This is a genomic window from Bacillus methanolicus MGA3 (assembly GCF_000724485.1).
Taxonomy (GTDB): Bacteria; Bacillota; Bacilli; order Bacillales; family Cytobacillaceae; genus Bacillus_Z; species Bacillus_Z methanolicus_A.
The window spans coordinates 3,052,816-3,075,628 of sequence record NZ_CP007739.1 but is presented as its reverse complement, the minus strand read 5'-3'; the positions used below and the strand labels follow the sequence as shown (position 1 = coordinate 3,075,628).

The 22,813-nt window shown below is 39.2% G+C and carries 28 protein-coding genes, 1 pseudogene and 1 riboswitch; of the genes and pseudogenes, 18 read left to right on the top strand and 11 right to left on the bottom strand.

Going from position 1 to position 22,813, the window contains the following annotated elements; all coding sequences use genetic code 11:
- Positions 1 to 237: 237 nt before the first annotated feature.
- The 4 genes from BMMGA3_RS18515 to BMMGA3_RS18500 form a co-directional block, all read right to left on the bottom strand.
- The gene (locus BMMGA3_RS18515) at positions 238 to 417 is read right to left on the bottom strand and encodes a transposase (RefSeq protein WP_259674470.1); all 180 of its coding nucleotides are present in this window, start codon (positions 415 to 417) and stop codon (positions 238 to 240) included.
- A gap of 62 nt (positions 418 to 479) precedes the next feature.
- Positions 480 to 881, bottom strand: a complete 402-nt coding sequence (locus BMMGA3_RS18510; RefSeq protein WP_259674469.1) for a transposase — start codon at positions 879 to 881, stop codon at positions 480 to 482.
- A 42-nt stretch (positions 882 to 923) separates the two neighbouring features.
- The gene (locus BMMGA3_RS18505; RefSeq protein WP_237712805.1) at positions 924 to 1,115 is read right to left on the bottom strand and encodes a hypothetical protein; all 192 of its coding nucleotides are present in this window, start codon (positions 1,113 to 1,115) and stop codon (positions 924 to 926) included.
- Between the two features lie 96 nt (positions 1,116 to 1,211).
- Positions 1,212 to 1,430, bottom strand: coding sequence for a transposase family protein (locus BMMGA3_RS18500; protein WP_237712804.1), 219 nt, complete (start codon positions 1,428 to 1,430; stop codon positions 1,212 to 1,214).
- 776 nt (positions 1,431 to 2,206) lie between these two features.
- On the opposite strand from BMMGA3_RS18500, the gene urtA reads away from it, so the two are divergent.
- From urtA to BMMGA3_RS14890, 14 genes are all read left to right on the top strand, one after another.
- Complete coding sequence (gene urtA / locus BMMGA3_RS14955) at positions 2,207 to 3,463, top strand: urea ABC transporter substrate-binding protein (protein ID WP_003346617.1); 1,257 nt, start codon at positions 2,207 to 2,209, stop codon at positions 3,461 to 3,463.
- 62 nt (positions 3,464 to 3,525) lie between these two features.
- On the top strand, positions 3,526 to 4,425 hold the full coding sequence (gene urtB, locus BMMGA3_RS14950) for an urea ABC transporter permease subunit UrtB (RefSeq protein WP_003346616.1): 900 nt from the start codon (positions 3,526 to 3,528) through the stop codon (positions 4,423 to 4,425).
- 13 nt (positions 4,426 to 4,438) lie between these two features.
- Positions 4,439 to 5,494 (top strand): urea ABC transporter permease subunit UrtC, encoded by a 1,056-nt coding sequence (gene urtC / locus BMMGA3_RS14945; RefSeq protein ID WP_003346615.1) that lies wholly within the window; start codon positions 4,439 to 4,441, stop codon positions 5,492 to 5,494.
- Positions 5,469 to 6,218: an urea ABC transporter ATP-binding protein UrtD gene (gene urtD / locus BMMGA3_RS14940; protein ID WP_003346614.1), complete on the top strand. Its 750-nt coding sequence runs from the start codon at positions 5,469 to 5,471 to the stop codon at positions 6,216 to 6,218. Before urtC ends, urtD begins: the two co-directional genes overlap by 26 nt.
- The gene (gene urtE, locus BMMGA3_RS14935; RefSeq protein ID WP_003346613.1) at positions 6,212 to 6,913 is read left to right on the top strand and encodes an urea ABC transporter ATP-binding subunit UrtE; all 702 of its coding nucleotides are present in this window, start codon (positions 6,212 to 6,214) and stop codon (positions 6,911 to 6,913) included. Before urtD ends, urtE begins: the two co-directional genes overlap by 7 nt.
- A gap of 17 nt (positions 6,914 to 6,930) precedes the next feature.
- Complete coding sequence (locus tag BMMGA3_RS14930) at positions 6,931 to 7,233, top strand: urease subunit gamma (RefSeq protein WP_003346612.1); 303 nt, start codon at positions 6,931 to 6,933, stop codon at positions 7,231 to 7,233.
- Positions 7,234 to 7,248: 15 nt separating this feature from the next.
- Positions 7,249 to 7,575 (top strand): urease subunit beta, encoded by a 327-nt coding sequence (locus BMMGA3_RS14925; RefSeq protein WP_003346611.1) that lies wholly within the window; start codon positions 7,249 to 7,251, stop codon positions 7,573 to 7,575.
- 4 nt (positions 7,576 to 7,579) lie between these two features.
- Positions 7,580 to 9,289, top strand: coding sequence for an urease subunit alpha (gene ureC, locus BMMGA3_RS14920; protein WP_003346610.1), 1,710 nt, complete (start codon positions 7,580 to 7,582; stop codon positions 9,287 to 9,289).
- Between the two features lie 12 nt (positions 9,290 to 9,301).
- Positions 9,302 to 9,751 (top strand): urease accessory protein UreE, encoded by a 450-nt coding sequence (ureE, locus tag BMMGA3_RS14915; protein WP_003346609.1) that lies wholly within the window; start codon positions 9,302 to 9,304, stop codon positions 9,749 to 9,751.
- A complete protein-coding gene (locus BMMGA3_RS14910) occupies positions 9,744 to 10,415 on the top strand; it encodes an urease accessory protein UreF (RefSeq protein ID WP_003346608.1) in 672 nt (223 codons plus the stop codon). The genes ureE and BMMGA3_RS14910 overlap by 8 nt, the downstream gene beginning before the upstream one ends.
- Positions 10,416 to 10,441: 26 nt before the next feature.
- The gene (gene ureG, locus BMMGA3_RS14905; protein WP_003346607.1) at positions 10,442 to 11,056 is read left to right on the top strand and encodes an urease accessory protein UreG; all 615 of its coding nucleotides are present in this window, start codon (positions 10,442 to 10,444) and stop codon (positions 11,054 to 11,056) included.
- A complete protein-coding gene (locus BMMGA3_RS14900) occupies positions 11,053 to 11,868 on the top strand; it encodes an urease accessory protein UreD (RefSeq protein WP_003346606.1) in 816 nt (271 codons plus the stop codon). Before ureG ends, BMMGA3_RS14900 begins: the two co-directional genes overlap by 4 nt.
- 21 nt (positions 11,869 to 11,889) lie before the next feature.
- Positions 11,890 to 12,522 carry a HoxN/HupN/NixA family nickel/cobalt transporter gene (locus tag BMMGA3_RS14895; protein WP_003346604.1) on the top strand — a complete coding sequence of 211 codons (633 nt, stop codon included), beginning with the start codon at positions 11,890 to 11,892 and terminating at the stop codon, positions 12,520 to 12,522.
- A 122-nt stretch (positions 12,523 to 12,644) separates the two neighbouring features.
- Entirely contained in the window at positions 12,645 to 14,018 is a 1,374-nt protein-coding gene (locus BMMGA3_RS14890) for a sugar phosphate nucleotidyltransferase (protein WP_003346602.1), read from the top strand.
- Between the two features lie 210 nt (positions 14,019 to 14,228).
- Here the strand turns inward: BMMGA3_RS14890 and BMMGA3_RS14885 are convergent, their stop codons facing one another.
- Positions 14,229 to 15,011 (bottom strand): hypothetical protein, encoded by a 783-nt coding sequence (locus BMMGA3_RS14885; protein ID WP_003346599.1) that lies wholly within the window; start codon positions 15,009 to 15,011, stop codon positions 14,229 to 14,231.
- A 39-nt stretch (positions 15,012 to 15,050) separates the two neighbouring features.
- Positions 15,051 to 15,133: riboswitch (cyclic di-GMP riboswitch) on the bottom strand.
- A gap of 365 nt (positions 15,134 to 15,498) precedes the next feature.
- Positions 15,499 to 15,990, bottom strand: coding sequence for a hypothetical protein (locus tag BMMGA3_RS14880; protein WP_003346597.1), 492 nt, complete (start codon positions 15,988 to 15,990; stop codon positions 15,499 to 15,501).
- Positions 15,991 to 16,292: 302 nt separating this feature from the next.
- Here BMMGA3_RS14880 and BMMGA3_RS14875 point away from each other — a divergent pair, with 302 nt between their 5' ends.
- Entirely contained in the window at positions 16,293 to 16,484 is a 192-nt protein-coding gene (locus BMMGA3_RS14875; RefSeq protein WP_003346596.1) for a hypothetical protein, read from the top strand.
- Positions 16,485 to 17,039: 555 nt separating this feature from the next.
- A pseudogene (locus BMMGA3_RS14870) lies at positions 17,040 to 17,618 on the top strand (SDR family NAD(P)-dependent oxidoreductase); the annotation flags it as partial.
- Positions 17,619 to 17,638: 20 nt separating this feature from the next.
- Here the strand turns inward: BMMGA3_RS14870 and BMMGA3_RS14865 are convergent.
- From BMMGA3_RS14865 to BMMGA3_RS14845, 5 genes are all read right to left on the bottom strand, one after another.
- On the bottom strand, positions 17,639 to 18,010 hold the full coding sequence (locus BMMGA3_RS14865; protein ID WP_003346591.1) for a DMT family transporter: 372 nt from the start codon (positions 18,008 to 18,010) through the stop codon (positions 17,639 to 17,641).
- A 99-nt stretch (positions 18,011 to 18,109) separates the two neighbouring features.
- On the bottom strand, positions 18,110 to 19,042 hold the full coding sequence (locus BMMGA3_RS14860) for a TauD/TfdA dioxygenase family protein (RefSeq protein WP_003346589.1): 933 nt from the start codon (positions 19,040 to 19,042) through the stop codon (positions 18,110 to 18,112).
- A gap of 53 nt (positions 19,043 to 19,095) precedes the next feature.
- Positions 19,096 to 19,941 (bottom strand): ABC transporter ATP-binding protein, encoded by an 846-nt coding sequence (locus BMMGA3_RS14855; RefSeq protein ID WP_034669160.1) that lies wholly within the window; start codon positions 19,939 to 19,941, stop codon positions 19,096 to 19,098.
- A gap of 31 nt (positions 19,942 to 19,972) precedes the next feature.
- Complete coding sequence (locus BMMGA3_RS14850) at positions 19,973 to 21,028, bottom strand: taurine ABC transporter substrate-binding protein (protein WP_003346585.1); 1,056 nt, start codon at positions 21,026 to 21,028, stop codon at positions 19,973 to 19,975.
- A gap of 25 nt (positions 21,029 to 21,053) precedes the next feature.
- Positions 21,054 to 21,848, bottom strand: a complete 795-nt coding sequence (locus tag BMMGA3_RS14845) for an ABC transporter permease (protein WP_003346583.1) — start codon at positions 21,846 to 21,848, stop codon at positions 21,054 to 21,056.
- 528 nt (positions 21,849 to 22,376) lie between these two features.
- On the opposite strand from BMMGA3_RS14845, the gene BMMGA3_RS17615 reads away from it, so the two are divergent.
- On the top strand, positions 22,377 to 22,514 hold the full coding sequence (locus BMMGA3_RS17615) for a YjcZ family sporulation protein (protein ID WP_003346581.1): 138 nt from the start codon (positions 22,377 to 22,379) through the stop codon (positions 22,512 to 22,514).
- A gap of 75 nt (positions 22,515 to 22,589) precedes the next feature.
- Entirely contained in the window at positions 22,590 to 22,679 is a 90-nt protein-coding gene (locus tag BMMGA3_RS17610) for a YjcZ family sporulation protein (RefSeq protein WP_081485647.1), read from the top strand.
- Positions 22,680 to 22,813 lie beyond the last annotated feature (134 nt).

The following is a 22,813-nucleotide window of genomic DNA, read 5'->3' as shown; positions in this document are numbered from 1 at the left end:
ACTTCATTTGGTTTGATTTAATTTTTTGCATCTTTATTTAGTCTCTTCACCATATTCTGTGATGTCCATACAATTCCTGAAATAAGTTAGCTAGATTGGTACTCAATTTAGAGTAGCCCCTTCGTCAGCTTACAGACCATTTAGTTGGTAGAAAGGAAGCTGTCAAGTGCTTTCCTTGACGGCTACAACGGCTTCCTTTCTACCAACTACACTATGGAAAGCTGATGAAGGACAAGGTTAGGCAGCCTGATTTTTATAAGTTTTACCTGTACATTCTGAAAATACACGTAGCCGAAATCTGTCTAAATTCCTGAAACCAAAAGCGCGTCTTTTGATATTCTTGATTTTATGGTTTGTGCCTTCAATCCGGCCATTTGTAAAGGGTGTAAGAAGTATTGCAGTATTTGTGCTTTCCAATTTTTTAAGGTCCTGGCAACTTTATGGAATGACGGAAATGGGCTGCTCCATGCAAGTTGGATCTATTCTTCCAAGAATGAATTAGCTGTATCAAAGTCCGGTGTTTGGTAAACTTCCCAAAATAGCTCTTTTAGAAAATACGTATATGACAACTCTAGGCGCTCCTCGAGCATTTCGTCTAATTGTTGTTTTTTATTAGCCGTTAGCTTTTCAGAACCTTTCAAGAGCTTAAACCGTTCTTTTTTCAGCCTAGGAATTTTCTTCCTTACTTGATCAAGTGCTTGGGTTACTTTTTGCACTACATGATACTTATCAATGACGTTACAGGCCTCTGGAAATATGGATTTAACAGCTTTATGAAAGGGATCCCTCATATCCATGACAACGGTTTGAACACATTTATTAGCCAGGATCTCCTTGGAGAGTAAGGTTTGAGTAGAAACATGACTACGTTGATGTTCCATACCAAGCACGCTCCCAGATTGGACATCCATTAGAACCAATTCCTATCGGTGCCCCATTCGAACAGCTACTTCATCAAGGCTAAGGACTAGTTCATTGTTTACTAAAACACTATCAAGATGTTCTAAATGTTCCATTTCTTTTTCTTTAGTGATGGAATAAAAAATTCTTTCTACTGTCGTATAAGGAACTTTTTCCTTTCGACTTACTTCTTGAATAGTGGATCCATTGCACATTTGATACAGATATTCTCTGTATCGATTGGTCTGATGTTTTTTAGGGCTAATCGATTCAAATGTTTGGGAAAATACCTCATTACAGTTGTGACAACGTTATCTGTTCACTCTGACAAATAAGAAAAGGGGTTTGCCTAATATAGATAGATCACGAACTTTTCTTGTCCGCCAGTCGTGGACATTACTGGTAAAAAAGCCGCAAAAAGTACAACGTTCTTCCATCGTATTTTTCTCAACATGTAACAGATTGCAATCTTCAAGAAATACTTGTTTAACAACTTCAAATTCTGGCAAATCTAGTGATACAGAAAACACTTACAGAACCTCCTGTTATGTTAAGTAGGCGCTAACATTATTGCCAGGAATCTGTGAGTGTTTTCATTTTTATTGGTTAAATCACAAAATGTGGTGATGAATCATTTTTTTGTTAACCATTTATATTTATATAGTTTCCTCATCGGATTTTTAAAGAAAACTATACATAATTGCATTTTCCCTAATTACATCAATAATTATTGTTGCTTAAAGGGATAGTGAATCGTAGTTTACGGAAGATTATTTTGAGAATCTGTGTTTCGGAAAATCTATAAAACGTATAAAGATTGGGCTTTTGAAATTCAATTTATTAATCAAACGTTTGATTAAATTTTAAGGAATGAGAGTAATGAGCATTAAATATGGATATATGTCGCTAGCAAATATTGATAAATGAGCCTTCATTCTGATATTGTGAGCAGCCATCGATCACATTTAAGAACTTTCATTCTAATATATGAACAAAAACGGGTCTGATTCTCTGCCATATGAATCAGCCCCGTTTTTTTTATAAATATTAATGTTATATTTTCTAACATAAAAATTCAAAAAATAATATATTTTTAGATTTTCGCCTTGTTAAAATGGGGAAATTATGTATAATGTAAATTAAATATTACATTTTATGTTATGTAATATTACATAAAAGAAAGGAGGAAAGAAAAAAAGCTTCTCACGGCCATGAGAAGCTTTCACAAAATCAGGCATCATATGTGCAATGGTATGCCTGATTCTAATTATATCAAAATAATTAGAATCTTGTAAGGAGTGTTTACATGAAGAGATTGGATTGGAAAGCTTTTAAACTGTTAGTCTTGCTTTTATGCGGGCTTGTGTTTGTATTAAGCGGATGTGCAGCATCGTCGGCAGTCGATGAGGTGAAGGAAAATAAAAAAGAAACAAGCTCATCGGGAACGGGCGACACGGTCAAAGTAGGTATTCTCCATTCATTGAGCGGTACGATGGCGATTAGCGAGGTATCGTTGCGTGATGCGGAGTTAATGGCAATTGAAGAGATTAATCAATCAGGCGGTCTGCTAGGTAAGAAAATTGAGCCTGTGATTGAGGATGGTGCGTCAGATTGGCCAACATTTGCAGAAAAGGCGAATAAATTGCTGCAGAAAGACAGAGTGGCGGCGATCTTTGGAGGATGGACATCAGCAAGCCGAAAAGCAATGCTTCCTGTCGTAGAGCAAAATAATGGGTTGCTTTGGTATCCAGTACAGTATGAAGGGATGGAGTCATCACCAAATATTTTTTATACAGGTGCTACAACCAATCAGCAAATCGTCCCGGCAGTAAACTGGCTTCTAAAAAATAAAGGGAAGAAATTTTTCTTGCTTGGCTCTGATTATGTGTTTCCACGCACAGCAAATAAAATTATTAAAGCTCAATTAAAGGCAGAGGGCGGACAATTGGTAGGCGAAGAGTACACTCCGCTTGGCCATACGGATTATAGCACGATTATTAGCAAAATTAAAGAAGTGAAGCCGGATGTTGTGTTTAATACATTAAACGGAGACAGTAATGTCGCTTTCTTTAAGCAATTAAAAGATGCCGGGATTACAGCAAAAGATTTGACTGTTATGTCTGTCAGCATCGCAGAAGAAGAAATTCGTGGAATTGGCCCCGATGTGTTGGCTGGTCATCTTGCCGTGTGGAATTATTTCCAGTCAACTAATACACCGGAAAATAAAGTGTTTGTAGAAAAATATAAAAAGAAATACGGGAAGGATCGAGTCACTGATGACCCGATCGAGGCAGCGTATTTCGCCGTTCATTTATGGGCGGAAGCAGTGAAGAAAGCAGGTTCTTTTGATGTCGATAAGGTGAAAAAAGCGGCAGATGGCATTGAGTATAAAGCGCCTGGCGGAACGGTGAAAATCGATGGAAAAACACAGCACACATGGAAGATTGTGAGAATAGGAGAAATCCAGTCAAATGGACAGTTTAAGGAACTATGGAATTCCGGTAAGCCGATCAAGCCGGATCCTTACTTAAAAACCTATCCATGGGCGAAAGATTTAAATTAAAAACATTAGTTGTGGAAAGGAGTTTTGGCTCCTTTCCATTTCCAAGAAAGGAGGAGGCTTTGTTGTCCGTAGTTATTACGCAAGTTTTTAACGGTTTCAGCTTAGGTTCGATTTTGCTTTTTGTTGCTATAGGGCTGGCGATTACCTTTGGACTAATGGGTGTCATCAACATGGCTCATGGCGAATTGATCATGGTGGGAGCGTACATGACGTACGTCGTTCAACAAATATTTGCCAAGTATGCACCGCAATCCATGGGATATTATTTCTTCGTCGCGATTCCTGTTGCCTTTTTTGTTTCGGCTCTCCTTGGCTGGGGATTAGAAAAAATATTAATCAGGCACTTATATCATCGGCCGTTGGATAGTTTATTGGCGACATGGGGAGTTAGCTTGATTTTGCAGCAACTCGCGCGAACGATTTTTGGTGCGCCTAATGTAGCGGTGCTTCCTCCCGGATGGTTAGATGGAGGGATTCGCATTGCGGGAATGGTTTTTCCGTACAAACGGCTGTTTATTTTAGCATTTGTCATCCTGTCCATTTTTGTTCTTAATCTATATTTAAACAAAACGCCGGCCGGCCGAAGAATGAGGGCGGTCACGTTAAATCGGGATATGGCTTCTTGTCTTGGGATTTCTACTCGAAAAGTCGACGCATATGCGTTTGCCATTGGTTCCGGTTTTGCCGGTTTAGCTGGCTGTGCGTTGACGCTGCTCGGTCCGATTGGTCCAACGATTGGAACGTATTATATTGTCGATGCGTTCATGGTTGTCATTTTAGGAGGGATAGGGAAACTAATCGGTACGGTGTTGGGAGCGTTTGGAATCGGATTAGTTAGTACGTTGATGGAGTATTCGACAAGTGCGACGATGGCAAAAGTAATTATTTTTGCACTTATTATCGCCTTTTTGCAATGGAAGCCTTCGGGGCTTGTCAGTGTGAGAACAAGATCACTCGATTAAGGGGGTGTTAAAGATGATAAAAAAAGGCTCGCTTTATTGGCTGTTTTTCCTTGCATTGTTTGCAGCACCGTTTTATTTAACCGAATTTCGCTTATCGCTGCTCGGAAAATTTCTCTGCTTTGCCATAATTGCGATAGGGATTTCTTTGATTTGGGGCTATACAGGGATTTTAAGTTTAGGTCATGGTGTGTACTTTGGTTTAGGAGCTTACTGTATGGCAATGTATTTAAAATTAGAGTCTTCGCATGGGCGGTTGCCTGATTTTATGGAATGGAGCGGTGTAACAAAGCTTCCATGGTTTTGGAAACCTTTTGAAAATCCTCTATTTGCTTTTTCTTCAGCCATTATCATTCCGGTGCTGCTGGCAGCATTTCTGAGTTATTTTACGTTTAGAAATCGGATTAAAGGCGTCTATTTTTCTTTAATATCGCAAGCTGTTGTTGTTGTTTTTGTTACATTGTTCATCGGAAAGCAGGAATGGACAGGAGGAACGAATGGACTAACGAATTTTTCTACCGTTTTCGGTATCTCTTTATCTTCTCCTCTTACAAAAATTATTCTTTACTTTTTAACCGTTGCTTTGCTTTTGTTCATTTTCCTTTTCTCCCGTTGGTTAACGATGAGCCGATTCGGCAAGGTGCTTGTAGCCATTCGCGATGGTGAAAACAGGGTCCGCTTTTTAGGTTTTAATCCAACAACGTACAAGGTGTTTGTCTATAGTCTTTCCGCGGCATTTGCTGCGCTCGCCGGCGTAATGTTTGTTTTGCAAGTAGGACTTATTTCTCCGGCTATGATGGGAATTATTCCTTCGATTGAAATGGTGTTATGGGTTGCTGTCGGAGGAAGGAGTTCGTTAATTGGAGCTGTTATAGGTGCTATTGTTACGAACAGTGCGAAAAGCTTTTTTAGTGAAAATTATCCTGATATATGGCTGCTGTTTTTAGGCGGATTATTTATCGGTATGGTCATGTTTTTACCAAACGGACTTGTAGGTGTATATCAGTCTATTAAGCAAAGAAAAGAACAAAGGAAGGGGAGAACAAATGAAGCCAGTGCTCATGTGTCGTGAAGTGTCGGTGGATTTTGATGGATTTTACGCATTGCAAGGGGTAAATCTTGAAGTTTATCCACACGAAGTACGATTTTTAATTGGACCAAACGGAGCGGGAAAGACGACTCTGCTAGATGTGATCTGTGGAAAAACAAGAGCGTGCAGCGGCAATGTGTTATTTTACTCACACGATATTACCAAAATGCCCGAACACAAAATTGTACGGCTTGGCATTTCGCGAAAATTTCAGAGTCCATCGATTTTTTATCAGTTGACGGTATGGGAGAATATGGAGCTGGCTTTAAAACAAGATCGTGGATTGTTTGCTATTTTACGCGGAAAGTTGTCTCAGGAAGAGCGGGATACGATCATCGCACTGCTGCAGCGTATCCAATTATTAGATTATGCCGATCAAAAGGCCGGTTCTCTTTCACACGGCCAAAAGCAGTGGCTGGAAATTGGAATGCAGCTTATCCAATTTCCTCAACTGTTGCTGCTTGATGAACCGATTGCCGGAATGAGCGAAGCGGAACGTGAACGAACAGGGGAGCTGATCCATGAAATCGCGCGCAGTTGTGCTGTCGTCATTGTGGAGCATGATATGGATTTTGTGCGGCGTTTTTCTAAACAAGTTACAGTCATGCATGAAGGGAAAGTATTATGTGAGGGAAAAATGGAGGACATTCAGCAAAATGAAAAAGTTGTAGAAGTTTATTTGGGAAGGGAGGAGAAAGCGTGTTAAGGGTTCAAAACGTTGCAGCCGGATATGGACAAAGTGTTGTATTAGAAAATGTAAGCATCGACGTTTCAAAAGGTGCTGTTACAGCGGTTCTTGGGCGAAATGGTGTCGGAAAAACGACGCTTATCAAAAGCATCATCGGGTTGATCAAACCGATTGCCGGGAAAATCGAGTGGGAGAATGAAGATATTACCTCATTACCTCCTGAAGAGAGAGTAAGAAAGGGAATTGCCTATGTTCCACAAGGAAGGGAAATCTTTTCTTCGTTAACAGTGGAAGAAAATTTATTGCTGGGGTTTGAGGCACTTTCCAAGAAAGTCAATCAAACACAGATTTTAGAAGAAATCTATGAGTTATTTCCTATATTAAGAGAAATGCTGCATCGAAAAGGGGGAGATTTAAGCGGTGGGCAGCAGCAGCAGCTTGCCATTGCCCGTGCGCTTATTGGGCAGCCTAAGCTGCTTTTGCTTGATGAACCGATGGAAGGAATTCAACCATCGATCGTACAGCTTATTCGTGATGTTATTGTAAAAATTGCAAAAGAAAAAAGGGTTGGCATTGTTCTTGTAGAGCATAGCTTAGATTTGGCTTTTTCATGTGCTGACTACTTTTACATTTTCGATCGCGGCACCGTTGTCGAACACGGGCATGTCAGTGAAACAAATATGAATGACATTCAACAGTTCCTAATTGTATAAGAAGGGAGGAGAGAACATTGAAATTAACTGCTCGCGAACAAGAGAAGCTGCTTATTGTGGTAGCGGCGGATGTCGCGCGGCGCCGCAAAGAGAGGGGATTAAAGCTAAATTATCCTGAAGCAATAGCTTTAATTACATATGAAATTTTAGAAGGTGCGCGCGATGGACGTTCGGTGGCAGAGCTGATGCAATATGGGACAACGATTTTAACCCGTGATGATGTGATGGAAGGAGTGCCGGAAATGATCGAAGACATACAAGTGGAAGCGACATTTCCTGATGGTACAAAGCTCGTTACGGTTCATCAGCCCATTCGTTAAAAGGGGAGGGGAATTATGATACCAGGGGAATATTTGTTAAAACAAGAAGCAATTGTTTGTAATCAACATAAACCGATAACAACAATCATGGTGAAAAATCGAGGGGATCGCCCCATCCAGGTTGGATCTCATTTTCATTTTTTTGAAGTGAATTCGTTTCTTGAATTTCCTCGCGAAGCTGCGTATGGGAAGCATTTAAATATTCCTGCAGGAACAGCGGTGCGCTTTGAACCCGGGGATGCAAAGCAAGTGGAGCTTGTTGCTTTTTCTGGCAAACGTTGTGTTTATGGATTGAATAATTTTGTCAACGGTCCGCTTGATGAAAACAAGAAAGGGGAGTAATTTTGTGAGTTTTCAAATGTCGCGAAAACAATATGCAGATATGTTTGGACCGACAACAGGTGATTGTGTTCGTTTAGCGGATACAGATTTATGGATTGAGATCGAACAAGACTTTACCGTCTATGGCGATGAAGTGAAATTTGGCGGCGGAAAAGTTATTCGCGATGGAATGGGGCAGCACCCGCTGGCTACACGTTCTGAATCGATGGATTTAGTACTGACAAATGCGATGATTGTGGACTACACCGGAATCTATAAAGCAGATATTGGGATTAAAGATGGCAAGATTGCTGCGATCGGGAAAGCGGGCAATCCGTTGTTAATGGATGGGGTCAATATCATCATCGGAGCGGCAACAGAAGTTATTGCAGCGGAGGGGAAGATAGTCACCGCAGGAGGAATTGATGCCCATATTCACTTTATTTGTCCGCAGCAAATCGAAACGGCGTTGTCATCGGGGATTACAACGATGATCGGTGGAGGAACCGGACCGGCGACAGGAACAAATGCGACGACGTGTACTCCTGGGGAATGGAACATCCACCGCATGTTGGAAGCTGCCGAAGCATTTCCGATGAATTTTGGTTTTTTGGGGAAAGGAAATGCATCGGCGAAAGAGCCGTTAACGGAGCAAATTCGCGCAGGAGCCATTGGCTTAAAGCTTCATGAAGATTGGGGGACAACAGCAGCGGCCATTGATGCGAGTTTGCAAGTCGCCGACGAATATGATGTGCAAGTGGCGATTCATACCGATACATTGAATGAAGGAGGATTTGTCGAAGATACGCTGCGGGCGATTAACGGGCGCGTCATTCACACATATCATACGGAAGGAGCGGGCGGGGGACATGCGCCGGATATTATTAAAGCAGCAAGTTTTCCGAATATATTGCCTTCTTCTACAAATCCAACGCGGCCCTTTACAAAAAATACACTAGATGAGCATTTAGACATGTTGATGGTTTGTCATCATTTAGACCCGTCTGTTCCCGAAGATATTGCATTTGCGGATTCCCGTATTCGTAAAGAAACAATTGCGGCAGAAGACATTCTCCATGATTTAGGCGTTTTTAGCATGATCAGCTCCGATTCGCAAGCGATGGGACGCGTCGGAGAAGTGATTTTGCGAACATGGCAAACAGCGGATAAGATGAAAAAGCAATTTGGAAGATTGCCAGAAGAAAAAGGAAGAGGAGATAATTTTCGAGTAAAGCGTTACATTGCCAAGTATACGATAAATCCGGCGATTACCCATGGGATTGCGAAGTACGTCGGATCGATCGAAGTGGGCAAATTAGCCGATTTAGTCGTTTGGCATCCTGCATTTTTTGGCGTAAAACCGGAACTTGTTTTAAAAGGGGGAATGATAGCCTACAGCGTAATGGGAGATCCAAATGCCAGCATTCCGACTCCGCAGCCGGTCATGTATCGGCCGATGTTTTCAAGTTATGGAAAAGCCTTATATAACACGTCTATTACATTTGTATCGAAAGCAGCTTTTGAGCTTGAGATCCCACAGAAACTTCATTTACAAAAAATCATTCAACCGGTTGAACACATTCGAAGCTTGTCGAAAAATGATATGGTGTATAACAATGCGATGCCAAAGATTGATGTCGACCCGCAAACGTACGAGGTAAAAGTCGACGGAACCCTTATTACGTGTGAACCTGCAGAAGTTGTTCCAATGGCGCAGCGATATTTTTTATTTTGAGGTGATAAGAACATGATTGTAGAACAAATAGTCGGAAATATTGGAATGTTGGACCAATTGCCCCCGCATATAGAGCGGGTATATTTAAACAGCGATGATTTAGTAAAAAGAATTCAACGCGTTGTCACTGATCATGGCAAAGAATTAGGGATTCGTTTAAAAGAAACAAAGGAATTAACCGATGGCGATATCTTATTTATGGATGAGAAAAATATGATTGTTGTGAGTGTGCTGCCTGATGATTTGCTTGCCATTCGTCCAGCATCAATGAAACAAATGGGAGAAATTGCGCATCAGCTTGGGAATCGTCATTTGCCTGCTCAATTTGAAGGAGAGGAAATGCTCGTTCAATATGACTACTTAGTAGAAGAGCTGCTAAAACAATTACATATTCCGTATAAGCGGGAAAAACGAAAAGTAAAACAAGCATTTCGTCATATCGGTCATCGCCATGATGGATAAGCTGCTGCCTTTATTGCAGCTTTGTGATTCGAACTTTCCTTCCGGAGCATTTTCTCATTCCTTTGGTTTTGAAACGTATATTTCCAATGAAAAAATCAATAACTATGAAACGTTTCGCGATGCTCTTTGTGCTTATATTCAAACGCAGCTGACGTATACTGATGGATTGGCATGTCGGTTAACGTACGATTTTTTAGAGGAAAAATCGAAAGAGGATGTATGGCGGTTAAATGACATGCTGGCTGCACTTTGCCCGGCGAGAGAAACAAGAGAAGGAACGCGGATGATCGGGGAACGAATGTGGAAAATTTGCAGTGAAATCTATCCTTTTGACATATGGAATGATGATAAAAAGAAACGCGCGTATATGCATCCTGCTATTGTTTACGCCATCGTTTGCTATCATTTGGAAATTCCGAAAGATACGACAGTTTTATCGTATTTATATACTTCAGTCCAAGCTCTTGTTCAAAATGCGGTTCGCGGTATTCCGCTTGGCCAGACCGATGGGCAGCGGCTGCTCGTCTTTGTACAGCCGCATTTGAAAAAAGCAGTACAGAAGGTCCATACGTTGACAGAAGAGGAGTTAGGAGCGGCAGCACCGGGATTGGAAATCGCGCAAATGCAGCATGAACGACTTTCCGTTCGCTTATTTATGTCTTAATTTTTCGAAAAGGAGATGAAATGGAAATGGAACCAGTAAGAATAGGAATCGGCGGTCCGGTCGGCGCCGGAAAGACGATGCTTGTAGAAAAGCTTACTCGGGCGCTGCATAGCCAATTCAGCCTGGCAGTCGTAACAAATGATATCTATACAAAAGAAGATGCACAGTTTCTCGTGAAACATAGTGTGCTGCCGGAAGACCGGATTATTGGCGTAGAGACCGGAGGATGTCCGCATACAGCCATTCGTGAGGATGCTTCGATGAATTTTGCGGCGATTGATGAGTTAAAAGAACGTTTCCCAGAGGTAGAAATTATTTTTATCGAAAGCGGCGGTGATAATTTGGCTGCCACATTCAGTCCGGAACTCGTTGATTTCTCTATTTATGTGATTGATGTAGCGCAAGGGGAAAAAATTCCGCGCAAAGGTGGACAAGGAATGATTAAATCCGACTTGTTGGTTATTAACAAAATCGACCTTGCCCCTTATGTAGGAGCAAGTTTAGAAGTGATGGAGCGGGATGCAAAAGCGGCGCGCGGAACAAAACCGGTTATTTTCACCAATTTAAAAGAAGAAATTGGATTAGCTGAAGTAGTGGAATGGATTAACAAACAAGTGATGTTGGCAGGGTTAGCAGAATGAGCTGGTCAGGACTGCTGCAGTGTACGGCCATGGAGAAAAACGGCCGTACGGTTATTTCCGATTCCTATTATGAGGGTGCGATGAAGATGATCCGGCCGATATACCTTCATCCATCTCAGCCGACGATTTACTTGATTCATGTAGGAGGAGGGTATGTAGACGGAGATCGATATAAGACGGAAATCATGCTGCAAGAAGGTGCACATTTGATTGCCACCACGCAATCTGCAACAAAAATATATAAGACAATCAAGGAGCCGGTACAGCAGTATACATTGTTTTCCCTTGATGATCAAAGCGTGCTCGAATTTTTTCCTGATCCAGTTATTGCTTATGAAAAGGCTCAATTTTATCAAGAAACGACCGTTTATATGAAAGAAAGTTCTACATTCATTTATGGGGATATTATTACGCCGGGGTGGTCAGAAAGCGGCGAGCTGTTTCGCTACGATTGGTTTCGTTCGAAATTAAAGCTTTATTATGAAGGCAATTTATTGTTGTTTGATCATCTCTATTTAGAACCAAGCACAGGGTTGACAGGAATTCTACGAATGGAAGGATATACTCACTTTGGTTCTCTTTTTGTGATTAGTCCTTTTATTACAAAGGATATTCTTCAAAAATTTGAAAGGATGGCAGCGAGTTTTCCTGCTTCTGCACACCTTGGGTGGTCTACCCCTATTATTCCGGGATTGATTGTACGTGTTTTAGCTTACGAAACGTATGTAATTGAAACGATTTTTCAAATGATTCATCAGTTTATTCGCGAAGAATGCTTACGCGAAGAACCTGTTTTTTTGCGAAAGTACTAAGATTAAGGAGATGAAGTAGCGGTGAGCACCGTATTCCCGATTTTGCTTTTTGGCTTTGTCTTAGGCATCAAACATGCAACCGAACCGGATCATGTTATCGCTGTATCGACGATTGCGAGCCGAACGAACAAACTTTCCCGATCATCTCTCGCAGGGATTTTTTGGGGGATCGGCCATACCACAACACTATCTGTCATTGGAATGATTATGATCGGGATGGAGAAGCAAATACCGGAAAAAACGGCAATGTGGCTGGAACTAGCCGTTGGAGTAATGATCGTAGCCTTGGGAATTGCAAGCTTTCGTTCCGCTTATATGAATCCTATTAGAAAAGAAATGAAAATCAACCATCTGCATGCAAAATCAATCTTAATTGGAATTATTCATGGACTAGCCGGAAGTGCCGGAATGATCCTGTTAACTTTAACAACCGTTGATAATCGACTGCAGGCGCTGCTATTTATACTTATATTTGGTGTGGGAACAATCGTTGGCATGATGTTTTTCACTACTATCCTAGGGCTGCCGTTTATCTGGATGAAAGATAAGCGAATAGTTTATCAGTCAATTGTAAAAATAGCTTCGATGATTAGTATTTTATATGGCCTGTATTATATGTATCACATAGGTATTGGAGAAGGGTTGTTATTTTAATATGTGAACCATCCCCGCTCTGAAAGAAAGACGGGGATGGTTTTAAAAAACTACCATTATATTTTTTATCATTTATTGAGGAAATTTAATCCGCCTATTTGAAAAAAGGAGTTATTTGAATTATGAAACTTGTATTACTTTCCGGCGGCTCCGGCAAACGTCTTTGGCCGTTATCAAACGATGCCCGCTCAAAGCAGTTTTTAAAAGTTTTAGAGAATCAAAATGGTGAATTTCAGTCGATGGTTGAGCGTGTCTGGGGCCAGTTAGGAAATGTCGGCCTAGCTGACTCGGCTGTTATTGCCACTAGTAAAATGCAAGTAGATATGATTCAAAGCCAATTAGGAAAAGATGTGCCGATTATTATTGAGCCGATGCGTCGCGATACATTTCCGGCTATTGCGTTAGCGTCGGTATATTTCTATAGTGTGCAGGGAATTAACTTAAAAGAAGTTGTTGTGGTGTTGCCTGTTGATCCGTATGTAGAGGACCGTTTTTTTGATCGAGTGAAAGATTTAGAGGAAACCGTACTTAAGAGTGGTGCAGATTTGGCATTAATCGGTGTTGAGCCAACGTATCCATCAACAAAGTACGGTTATATTGTTCCTGCTTCTAAAACTTGTGATAACAGTTACTTAAAAGTTAGTCATTTTACAGAGAAGCCAACCGAAGAGAAAGCAGCTGAATTAATTGAACAAGGCGCGCTTTGGAACTGCGGCGTGTTTGCGTTTAAGCTTGATTTTATAATTTCCTTGCTGCAAGAAAAAGGAATTCCCATTCAATATAATGAGTTATTAAAGCAGTATGAAAAGCTGCCAAAAATCAGCTTTGACTATGAGGTTGTTGAAAAGACAGAACAAATTGTTGTATTGCCCTATGATGGTCATTGGAAAGACCTTGGAACATGGAATACATTAACAGAAGAAATGGCAAAAAGCCAAATCGGTATAGGCGTTATTGCCGATTCGGAAAATACTCATTTAATTAATGAGTTGGAACTTCCGGTTGTCGTATTAGGAGTGTCGAACGCCATTGTTGCGGCGAGTCCGGACGGTATTTTAGTTTCCGATAAAGCAGCAAGTCAGAAGATTAAAGAGCTTGTCAATGATTTTGATCAACGTCCAATGTACGAAGAACGCCGCTGGGGCTGGTATCGGGTATTAGATTATACAAAGTTAGAAGATGGAAGAGAAGTAATAACAAAACGAATCGGAATTACAGCAGGTAAAAACTTAAGCTACCAAATGCATCATCATCGGATTGAAGTGTGGAACATCATTAAAGGTGAAGGAGAATTTGCTTTTAATGGAGAAATTCGTCCCGTGAGGCCGGGCGATGTGCTTGAAATTCCTGCCGGTGCGAAACATGGAATTAAAGCAATTACTGATTTAGAATTTATTGAAGTGCAAACAGGAACACAATTAATTGAAGAAGATATTGTTCGTATTTATATGACATGGGAAGAAGTAGAAGAAAATAGTGGTTATGAGAGCAAGTAATGTAGCAAATGGTTCATTGTTCAGTTTACGACAAATTTTAGCGGACTTTGTGGATGCTTTGGAAGTGGCATATACAAACCGGCAAGTAAAAAACGGAATATCTTCTAATGAATCATTTCAAAGGGAGGCTGTTTGAAATTTCTGTAGTGAGCCAAGGGGGAATCCATGGTTGTAACAGCATAAAAAAAGAGCACTCGATATCGGTGCTCATTACAACAAGTTGAGTAACGCTTTTTTATTTTGCTGCATTTGCTCATTTAACGTTTTTACTTTTTCTTTTAATTTCTGAATTTCTTGATTTTTTGTGCCAACTTTCTTTTCTAATGCACGAACTTCATTTGTCACTTCTTTTATTTGATTGGAAAGCGAAAGCAGCTTGCCAATTAACTTATCGATTCGTTCTTGTTTTGCTTGTTGGCTATCGTCTTGATCTTCTACATTTCCTTTTTCGCCATTGTCTTGATTATTCGCATTTCCTTTTTCGTTATCATCTTGATTTTCTGCAGGCTGCTCTACAGAAGTTGTTGTTTTAGTGTATGTAGTAGCTTGTGTTTCCGAAACGGATGTAGAAGATGTGGAATCCGTTGCCGTAGCGCCTGTTTGTTCGGTTGTAGCTGGCTCGCTCGATTTTGTTTGATCTGTCGGCGTCGCTGTCGTATTCGTTTCCTCTGGCTCTGCCGTTTTGTTCGTCGGCTGGCTGAGCGATTGAATGTCGGCCGTCACTTTATTCATTCGTTCTTCAATTTTGCTCACTTGTTTATTCAATTGAGCCAATTTTTTCTCGAGTATTTGTTGCTCTTTTTTCGCTAATTCTTGTTTTTTCTTTTCCTGCTTTTTCTTTAATTCTTGTTTTTTCTTTTCTTGTTTCTTTACAATCTCACTTTTTTCCTCTTGCTTTTCTCGCAATTCCTGCTTCCCATCATGCTTGGCCGCGAATGCAGGTGATGCGACAAGCATCGATGCAAGTAAAATCGGCAATCCTTTTTTCAACATTACCAACTTCCTCCTTTTGTGTGTTCAATTTTCTTTGGTAATGGCAGCTGGCTGGCAAAGGTTAGCCCTTAGCCCCTATAGCTTTGTGACGCTAAGTTTCCTTAGCTGTACCTTTATAAAATATTTTACTATAATTTTCTTCTTGCGGAAGCAAGTCTAAATTACTATTTATTTGTTAAATGTATACAAGAATGATAGACCCGATCATTCGAGTCCTTCATCTTTTTCCAACTCCCTCAGCGATTGTGCAAGCAGCTGAATCCCCTCGGAAATGAAATTTGTTTCTACTTGGCTATAGGTTACTAGCGAAAGGGTTGAAGAATAACCAGGGAAAAAGAAAAATAAAAAACTATGATTTTGCATGGAGATATAAATGGAGAGAATGATATATAAAGGAAAAGTAAAGGGGTTGAGTGCAATGATATCTGGATATTATTAAACTTTGCCTTTTGATAATTTTTCAATTGTGTTCATGGTGTTAAGCACCTTATTCAAGCCCCAAAGTTTTTTGAACTCTGCGGATATCCATTCTGTTGTTCCAGCTCTCTTCTTTTAAAATTTCAATACTAACTTCGATATCTTTGATCTGTTCTCTTATTTCGCCAAAATCTTTAGCATATTGAAGCTTTAATTCACTTACTTCAGCCTTTAAAGCCTCTTGTCCTGACCTTAAATCTCTTAAGATACTCCCGTGTTCTTTCAAAGTTTCTCCATTTTCTTTCAAAATTTCACTGTGTTCTTTCAAAGTTTCCCCATGTTCATTCAAAATAGCACTATGTTCATTTAAAATAGCGCTGTGTTCTTTTAAAATAGCACTGTGTTCTTTCAAAATAGTACTATGTTCATTCAAAATTGCTCTATGCTCTTTCAAAATAACACTATGTTCATTCAAAATTGCACTATGCTCGTCTAACTTCTTAGACTGATCATCAAGTTTTTCATTAATTTGCTGAAGAGTTTGTAAAATCAGCTTTTCCAATTACTTTCCCTCCTTTCACGATTTCTTTTATATTATCATTTTTAAGGTTTAATATCCATTTCCATTTTCACCTAACTTAATAGGGGGGACTGACCCTTTGCTATATGACAAACTTTCCCTATCATCGCTTGCAGGGATTTTTTGGGGGATCGGCCATATTTGTTAATTAAAGTCTGTTTTCTAAAAGATTGTTGTTTTATAATATGGATTTTTAATATTTGAAAATTCTGTTAAAATTATAATGAAGCTGACGGGCAGGATTATCCAATAGTGCTTTTAATTATAAGAATGTGGAGGATGTGATGAATTTGTCTAATGATAAAAATTGCCCAAAATGTAGTGGTGCTGAATTTGCAGAAGGAACCGATTTTATGCCCATAAAACCATTAGATAAGAAATTATCAATGGGTTCAAATAAAATCTATACCTTCTGCTTAAATTGTGGAGAAATAATTTCAACAAGAATTGAAAACCCTGAAAAATTCAGGAAATAAAATGATATATTAACTTTAACAAACTAAAGTTGAAGATGACGTAAAAAATTAACCTCATATTCGAGGTCTTTTTTTTATGCACTTTGCAACATTTTCAATTTCAAAGATTATGTGCATTTTATGGAACCGGTGACTGTTGCTGGCGGCATGTTTGGCGCTACCAAACAGCTGGGCGATGGAGAAGGATTCTTCATCGGAACGACAGGGATTCTTGGTTAGCCTGTTTACACCATGCCAAACCGTGCCGCGCAGAGGTGTTTAAGAAAATGATAAGTTAAGTAAATTTCCTTAATGAAAATGTGTTAATATTGAGAAAATACAATTCGTGGGAGGGTTAAATCATGAGGTTATATTTAGATATTTTTGAAAATGACCAGCCAGCTATTCATTCCTAAGTCGAGGGATGAATAGTTAACATAAAAGTCATGCCTCGTCTTAGGGGAAATTCTTTTTTAAAATTCCCTTTTCATAGACGGAGGTATTATAATGATGCAACAAAATTTACTTGGAGCAATATGTTTAGCTTTTGACTACAAGAGCAATGGAGGAATTCGCATGATTCCAAAGTACCCGTATTACAGTTATGAGTTACGATGCCGGCAGGTACCGATCACTTTTCCGCCACAGCATCAGGACGTACAACCCGGTTTGGAGTATGTAATGAACCCTGTTCCGATATCAGACAATCCCGAATATAAGGGGAGCGGAAAATTGGCGGGGAAAGTCGCTATCATCACCGGAGGCGACAGCGGCATCGGCCGCGCCATCGCGATCGGTTTCGCCAAAGAAGGGGCGGATATTGCGATTGCCTACTTGTATGAACGGAAGGATGCCGAAGCGACCAAGCGTATGGTAGAACGTTATGGGCGCCACTGCCTGCTGATTGAAGGCGATTTGCGCCAGCCCTCTTTTTCCGTGGAAGTGGTAAAAAGAACACTTGAAAGCTATGGGAAGCTTGACATACTTATTTTGAACCAAGGAGTCCAGTTCCTTCAGGAAAGCATATTGGACATTTCAAATGAACAGCTCGAGAATACCTACCGCACCAACATTTTTCCGCATTTCTATATGACGAAGGCCGCGCTTCCTTACCTGAAGCCGGGAAGTTCTATTGTGTCGACCGCATCCGTAACTGAAATTTATGCACCAGAATCTTAATTTCCGTCCCTTTCTATTTGTAATTGTGATGAAGATGTTTCTTTCCCCTGTGTTTCTCCACTTATATTTAACCCTATAACACCAGCAATAATCATTAGAATAGACAACACCTTAATTAAGGAGATGTATTCTTTGAAGTATAAAATTCCTATGGTTGCAATAATAGCTGTACCTAGTCCGGACCATATTGAATAAACAATACTCACATCAATATTTTTGAGTGCTAATGTTACTAGAGTAAGACTTAGTCCATAAAAAACAAATATTAATATTGAGGGTATTAACTTCGTAAATCCTTCTGACATCTTCATAGATGTTGTACCTAAAACTTCTGAAATAATTCCTAAAATAAGGAAAACCCAACTCATTAATTTTCCTCCTATCCTTAATTTAAGATGAATACTTATACAAACAATGAATGGAACCTAAAGTGGTTCCATTCATTGTTAAATTCGGATAACAATCGTCTAGAACGGACGGTCTCCAACGATTGCTACCCGTTCAGCTTTGCGAGGATAGGGATAATAGTCAGAAACTGCATAATGTTGAGTAGCACGGTTATCCCAGAAGGCGACTGAGTTCTTCTCCCAATGAAAACGCACCTGATATTCAGGAATGTGAGCTTGACGAAACAGGTATTGAAGCAGTTTCTCACTCTCCTCAGGTTCGAGTCCGACAATTCGGGTAGTGAACGATGGGTTCACGAATAGAGTCTTCCGGCCAGTTTCTGGGTGGGTTCGAACCACTGGGTGTTCAACAGCTGGAAATTCTTTCTGTTTGATAGCTAACTCTTCCGGTGTCATTAAATGACTGAAAGAAGGAGTAAAATCGTGGAGGGCAGTGAGACCATCGATACGTTCCTTGATCTCGTCGGGCAGATTGTCATATGCGGCACCCATATCTGCCCATAGCGTGTCTCCACCGACAGGAGGGACTTCAATCAGTCTTAATACAGATGCTTTAGCAGGATTGCTTCGAAAAGTGACGTCGGCATGCCAGATGTTCTCGTAGCCAGCTTGTTTGTTATCTCTGGCAAAGCGGACTATTTCTTTTGATTGGTCTGGAGAGGTCGAATAAAATGGGTGGACTTCTAATTCACCCCACAGCCGAGCGAATGCCCGCTGCTGTTCGCTAGTGATTTTTTGGTTGCGAAAGAAGAGAACCTTCCACTCTAATAGTGCACGGTTCAACTCTGCTTGTAGCTCAGAGGTAATTGGTTTTCCCAAGTCAACTCCGATGATCTCAGCACCTATAATTGGACTTAGTGGCCTGACTTCAAATAATAAATATGGTCGTTCCTCCACACCTTCGGGTAGACGTCGTAAAATACGTGGGCCTACATAATCTTCGCGATTTTCAAATTTGAGAGGTCGAGAATAATGGCTATGAATTTGAGACATACACATACTCCTTTCAACAGTAATTAAAAATTAATTTTTGACCATTCAAACAATTAATTAATTCCAAACAGAGTATTATTTGATTTGCTGTTTCTTATAGTGGAAATTAAATAATATCGTAGATCATGAAATTCCTTAGAATCTTTGATTTCTTTGACTGATTGACTGTACTGTAATAACGGGTTTTGCAAATCTACTACAATTCTTCCCGGTTTAGAATGCATAACTAAAATTCTCTTTCCTAGCAATAGGGCTTCTTCTACATCATGAGTAATAAAAAATATGCACTTTTTTGTTTTTTTCCAAAGTTCAAGAAGATGCATCTGCATGTTTTCTCGAGTTAAGGCATCTAATGCACTAAAAGGTTCATCCATTAAAATTGCTTGTGGATCGGTAGCTAATGTTCTTGCAATTGATGCTCTTTGTTTCATACCTCCAGAGAGCTGGTAAGGCAACATTTTAGCAGAAGATTCTAGTCCTACAAGATTCAAATAGTAGGAAACGAGTCTTTTTCTTTCTGGTCTTGATATAGATTTCATTTTTAAACCAAATTCAATATTTTTTTCGATGGTCATCCATGGAAAAAGGTTATGATGTTGAAATACTACTCCCACATTGGGACTTGGGCCAGTATGTGGTTTATTGTTAATCATTACTTTACCTGTGGTTGGTTTCTGAAAACCCGCTAATATATTTAATAAAGAAGATTTACCACAACCTGACGGACCTAATAGACACACAAAATCATTGACTTCTAATTGAAGATTTATATTGTCCAATATAGGAAGACCGCTATTTTCATTTGAATAATATAAGCTAATATTTTTTAATTCTATTAATGTGGGATTACGATTATTAAAAATCTCTGAACGTGCTTTGATAGGTGTGCTTACATACATAAACTTCATAAACTTCCCTCTCTATTCATGATTATTTGTAAAGATCGCTAAATAGAGCTTGTTGATAAGTGGCTAGGCTAGGGGAAGATGATATGTTTTTCTGTTTAGCCATAAAATCTCCTGTGTCTTTTAATATTTTGGCTAACTTTCCCGGTTTCTGTCGTTCCCTAAAAAAATCCTTTTGTTGAGAAGCGTCCAACCATATAATTTGTTTCATTGTCTTTAAGCTTTCCGCAGGAGATAATCCTAATTCTTTAGAAAGAACTTGGGATGCTTCTTTCGGTTTATTCCGATAATAATGCACAGCTTTATCTAAAACAGAGATATAGCCTTTTACAATTTCAGGGTATTTACTAGCAAAATCTTTATTCACAATTCCGAATTCTCCAGTTACAATGCCTTTTTTAGCCAAATCTTTTGATGTAACAATAATGTTACCTCCTGCATTTATCAACTTAGTCTGCATAGGTTGCCAAATATAAGCACCATCAATATCATTTCGTTTCCAAGCAGCATAAATATCAGGGGGCTGCATATCGAGAAGTGTTATGTTATCTTTTTGAGGATCAATTTTTTCCTCCTTTAAGGCCCCTAGTAAACTGTAATGAGATGTTGAACTAAACGTGGTAGCAATTTTCTTACCTTTCAAGTCTTTTAATGATTTAATACCAGAATCTTTTTTTACTACTAATGCTTCACTTTCTCCGATAATATCGTGAAGATAATACACTTTGTAAGGTAATCCGTTTGCAATACCTATTGAACCAGGAGGAGTACCAACAAGGCCAAAATCAATGCTTCCACTTGCCATTGCATTATTAACATCTCGTCCAGAATCAAATTTAATCCAATTAATTTTGACATGCGGATACTTTTCCTCCAGCAAACCTAAGGCCTTTGCTAAGAGTTCTCCATTTGGGGAAACTTGGTATCCCAATCTAATCTCTTTTGGTGCGTTACTAGCTGAGGCTGTTGATCTTTCATTTTTTGCAGCGGATGCCCCTTGATTGGAGCAACCAGTTATTAGAGTAAATACAATAAGCAATAGAAGAACAAATACAACGTTTATTTTCCTTTGATAAATCATTTAATTTCTCTCCTCAATCATTTTGTTAGTCTTGTTTTCCAACCCAAGAAAATTTAAGATGCTGATACCACCTGATGATGCCATCCATAAGAATAGCGATTACCCCCATTAAGATAATCCCCACAAAAACAATATCACTTCTCAAGTATTTACTTGCATCCAATACCATCCATCCAATACCTGAGGTAGCTGCCACCATTTCTGCAGCAACTAATGTAGCATAAGTAACCCCGATTGCTGTGCGAAGACCCGTTATGATGTCTGGAAGGCAAGAGGGGAGAATTATGTATAAAAATACTTTCTGTTTTGAAGCTCCTAAAGATAATGCACCATTTATACGATCTTGTGGTACCCGTTGTACACTAGATACAGTTGAAATAAACAACGGAGCAAAAGCACTTAAAAATAAAAGTGCAACTTTCGATTTATTATCAATTCCTAGCCATAAAACAAGTAAGGCATAATAGGCTAGTGGAGGAAGAGGTCTATAAAATTCAATAATAGGATCAAAAATTGCAAGTATATATTTTGAGTAGCCACAGAGAATTCCGAGTGGCACAGCTGTGAAAATTGCTAAAATTAAGGATATAAATAGCCTGTACAAACTGTTTAAGATATGAGTGCTTAACGAAGCTCCCTTATATCCATCTTGTACTAACTCTAAAAATGTCCTCCAAACGGATTGGGGAGTAGGGAGAAAAATAGGTTCAACCCATTTTAAATTTGTACTCACTGTCCAAATGATCAGTATCAGGGCAATACTGATGATTGAAACTCCTCTAATAGCCACTTGTTTTTTATGTACTAATTTTGGGTCCATTTTTAAGTCCTCCTTCTTCATTAAAGTTTTAATAAAAAAAGCTCCCTTCTTAAGGGAGCCTTCAGTGGTCTGGTCGGATCATTAACATTAAATTCATATCGGATTAGTAGGAATATAATATCATGTGTTTTTTAATTATGTCAATATTAATTATATTTTGTCTTATTGAGAAAATTAGTGAAGACACACACGGATTTAAACAAAAAAGTATTAATAAAAATAGAAGTTAAATACTATTGTTTGTTGAAAAAATGAGACATACATAATTAAAAAATCGAAAATTTAGAGATTGGCATTTGTGCATATCTTGTATAAAAGATAATATTATCTCCGCCGTATCAACCCACTATCGCCCGTATTGTATATAGTCACCTCTCAGAAGTGTATGTAATAACATACGCTTTTCGGTTTTTAGTAGAATTTTTGGGTGAAACCAGGAATTATCTTATTCATTATGATATATGTCCATACTGTTGTTTATTATTTACATTAACATAAAAATAAGATTGCAAAAGGAGGTGAACTAATATGTGTGGCTGCGGATGTGGTAGAGGTTATGGTGGTTACGGCTACGGTGGATACGGTGGTGGCTTTAACTTTGCGTTAATCGTCGTATTGTTTATTCTATTGATCATTGTGGGTGCAAGTATTTGGAGTAGTTATTAATGATTAAGAAGCCTCTTTTTCTTGCAAAACCACAGTTTTAAAAAATATCATTTATCACGACTAGAGGTGTAATCGATGAATAACGTATTTGCGTTAATCGTTGTCTTATTCGTTCTAATCATCATTGTAGGATGTTCTTGCTTTGGCGGCTATGGAGGTTACTAATGATATAAAATCCTCATTTAATTCATATTAAAAAGAAATAGGGGCTGACTCAGAAAGGAACTAAAAAATTCCTTTGTAAAGGGTGCCCCTCTTTTTGTTTTTAAAAATAAAAAGATGATAATCCAAGTCGTTTT

Bases quoted from the DNA above. Each gene is read 5' to 3' on its own strand.
- BMMGA3_RS14875 (WP_003346596.1), top strand. From the start codon at position 16,293: ATGAATTTGTCTAATGATAAAAATTGCCCAAAATGTAGTGGTGCTGAA.
- BMMGA3_RS14925 (WP_003346611.1), top strand. From the start codon at position 7,249: ATGATACCAGGGGAATATTTGTTAAAACAAGAAGCAATTGTTTGTAAT.
- BMMGA3_RS14845 (WP_003346583.1), bottom strand. From the start codon at position 21,848: ATGGACCCAAAATTAGTACATAAAAAACAAGTGGCTATTAGAGGAGTT.
- BMMGA3_RS17615 (WP_003346581.1), top strand. From the start codon at position 22,377: ATGTGTGGCTGCGGATGTGGTAGAGGTTATGGTGGTTACGGCTACGGT.
- BMMGA3_RS18505 (WP_237712805.1), bottom strand. From the start codon at position 1,115: ATGTGCAATGGATCCACTATTCAAGAAGTAAGTCGAAAGGAAAAAGTT.
- urtA (WP_003346617.1), top strand. From the start codon at position 2,207: ATGAAGAGATTGGATTGGAAAGCTTTTAAACTGTTAGTCTTGCTTTTA.
- urtD (WP_003346614.1), top strand. From the start codon at position 5,469: ATGAAGCCAGTGCTCATGTGTCGTGAAGTGTCGGTGGATTTTGATGGA.
- BMMGA3_RS18510 (WP_259674469.1), bottom strand. From the start codon at position 881: ATGGAACATCAACGTAGTCATGTTTCTACTCAAACCTTACTCTCCAAG.
- BMMGA3_RS14910 (WP_003346608.1), top strand. From the start codon at position 9,744: ATGGATAAGCTGCTGCCTTTATTGCAGCTTTGTGATTCGAACTTTCCT.
- BMMGA3_RS14860 (WP_003346589.1), bottom strand. From the start codon at position 19,042: ATGTCTCAAATTCATAGCCATTATTCTCGACCTCTCAAATTTGAAAAT.
- BMMGA3_RS14865 (WP_003346591.1), bottom strand. From the start codon at position 18,010: ATGAGTTGGGTTTTCCTTATTTTAGGAATTATTTCAGAAGTTTTAGGT.
- ureG (WP_003346607.1), top strand. From the start codon at position 10,442: ATGGAACCAGTAAGAATAGGAATCGGCGGTCCGGTCGGCGCCGGAAAG.
- BMMGA3_RS17610 (WP_081485647.1), top strand. From the start codon at position 22,590: ATGAATAACGTATTTGCGTTAATCGTTGTCTTATTCGTTCTAATCATC.
- BMMGA3_RS14885 (WP_003346599.1), bottom strand. From the start codon at position 15,011: ATGTTGAAAAAAGGATTGCCGATTTTACTTGCATCGATGCTTGTCGCA.
- BMMGA3_RS14900 (WP_003346606.1), top strand. From the start codon at position 11,053: ATGAGCTGGTCAGGACTGCTGCAGTGTACGGCCATGGAGAAAAACGGC.
- BMMGA3_RS14890 (WP_003346602.1), top strand. From the start codon at position 12,645: ATGAAACTTGTATTACTTTCCGGCGGCTCCGGCAAACGTCTTTGGCCG.
- BMMGA3_RS14850 (WP_003346585.1), bottom strand. From the start codon at position 21,028: ATGATTTATCAAAGGAAAATAAACGTTGTATTTGTTCTTCTATTGCTT.
- urtC (WP_003346615.1), top strand. From the start codon at position 4,439: ATGATAAAAAAAGGCTCGCTTTATTGGCTGTTTTTCCTTGCATTGTTT.
- BMMGA3_RS14855 (WP_034669160.1), bottom strand. From the start codon at position 19,941: ATGTATGTAAGCACACCTATCAAAGCACGTTCAGAGATTTTTAATAAT.
- ureE (WP_003346609.1), top strand. From the start codon at position 9,302: ATGATTGTAGAACAAATAGTCGGAAATATTGGAATGTTGGACCAATTG.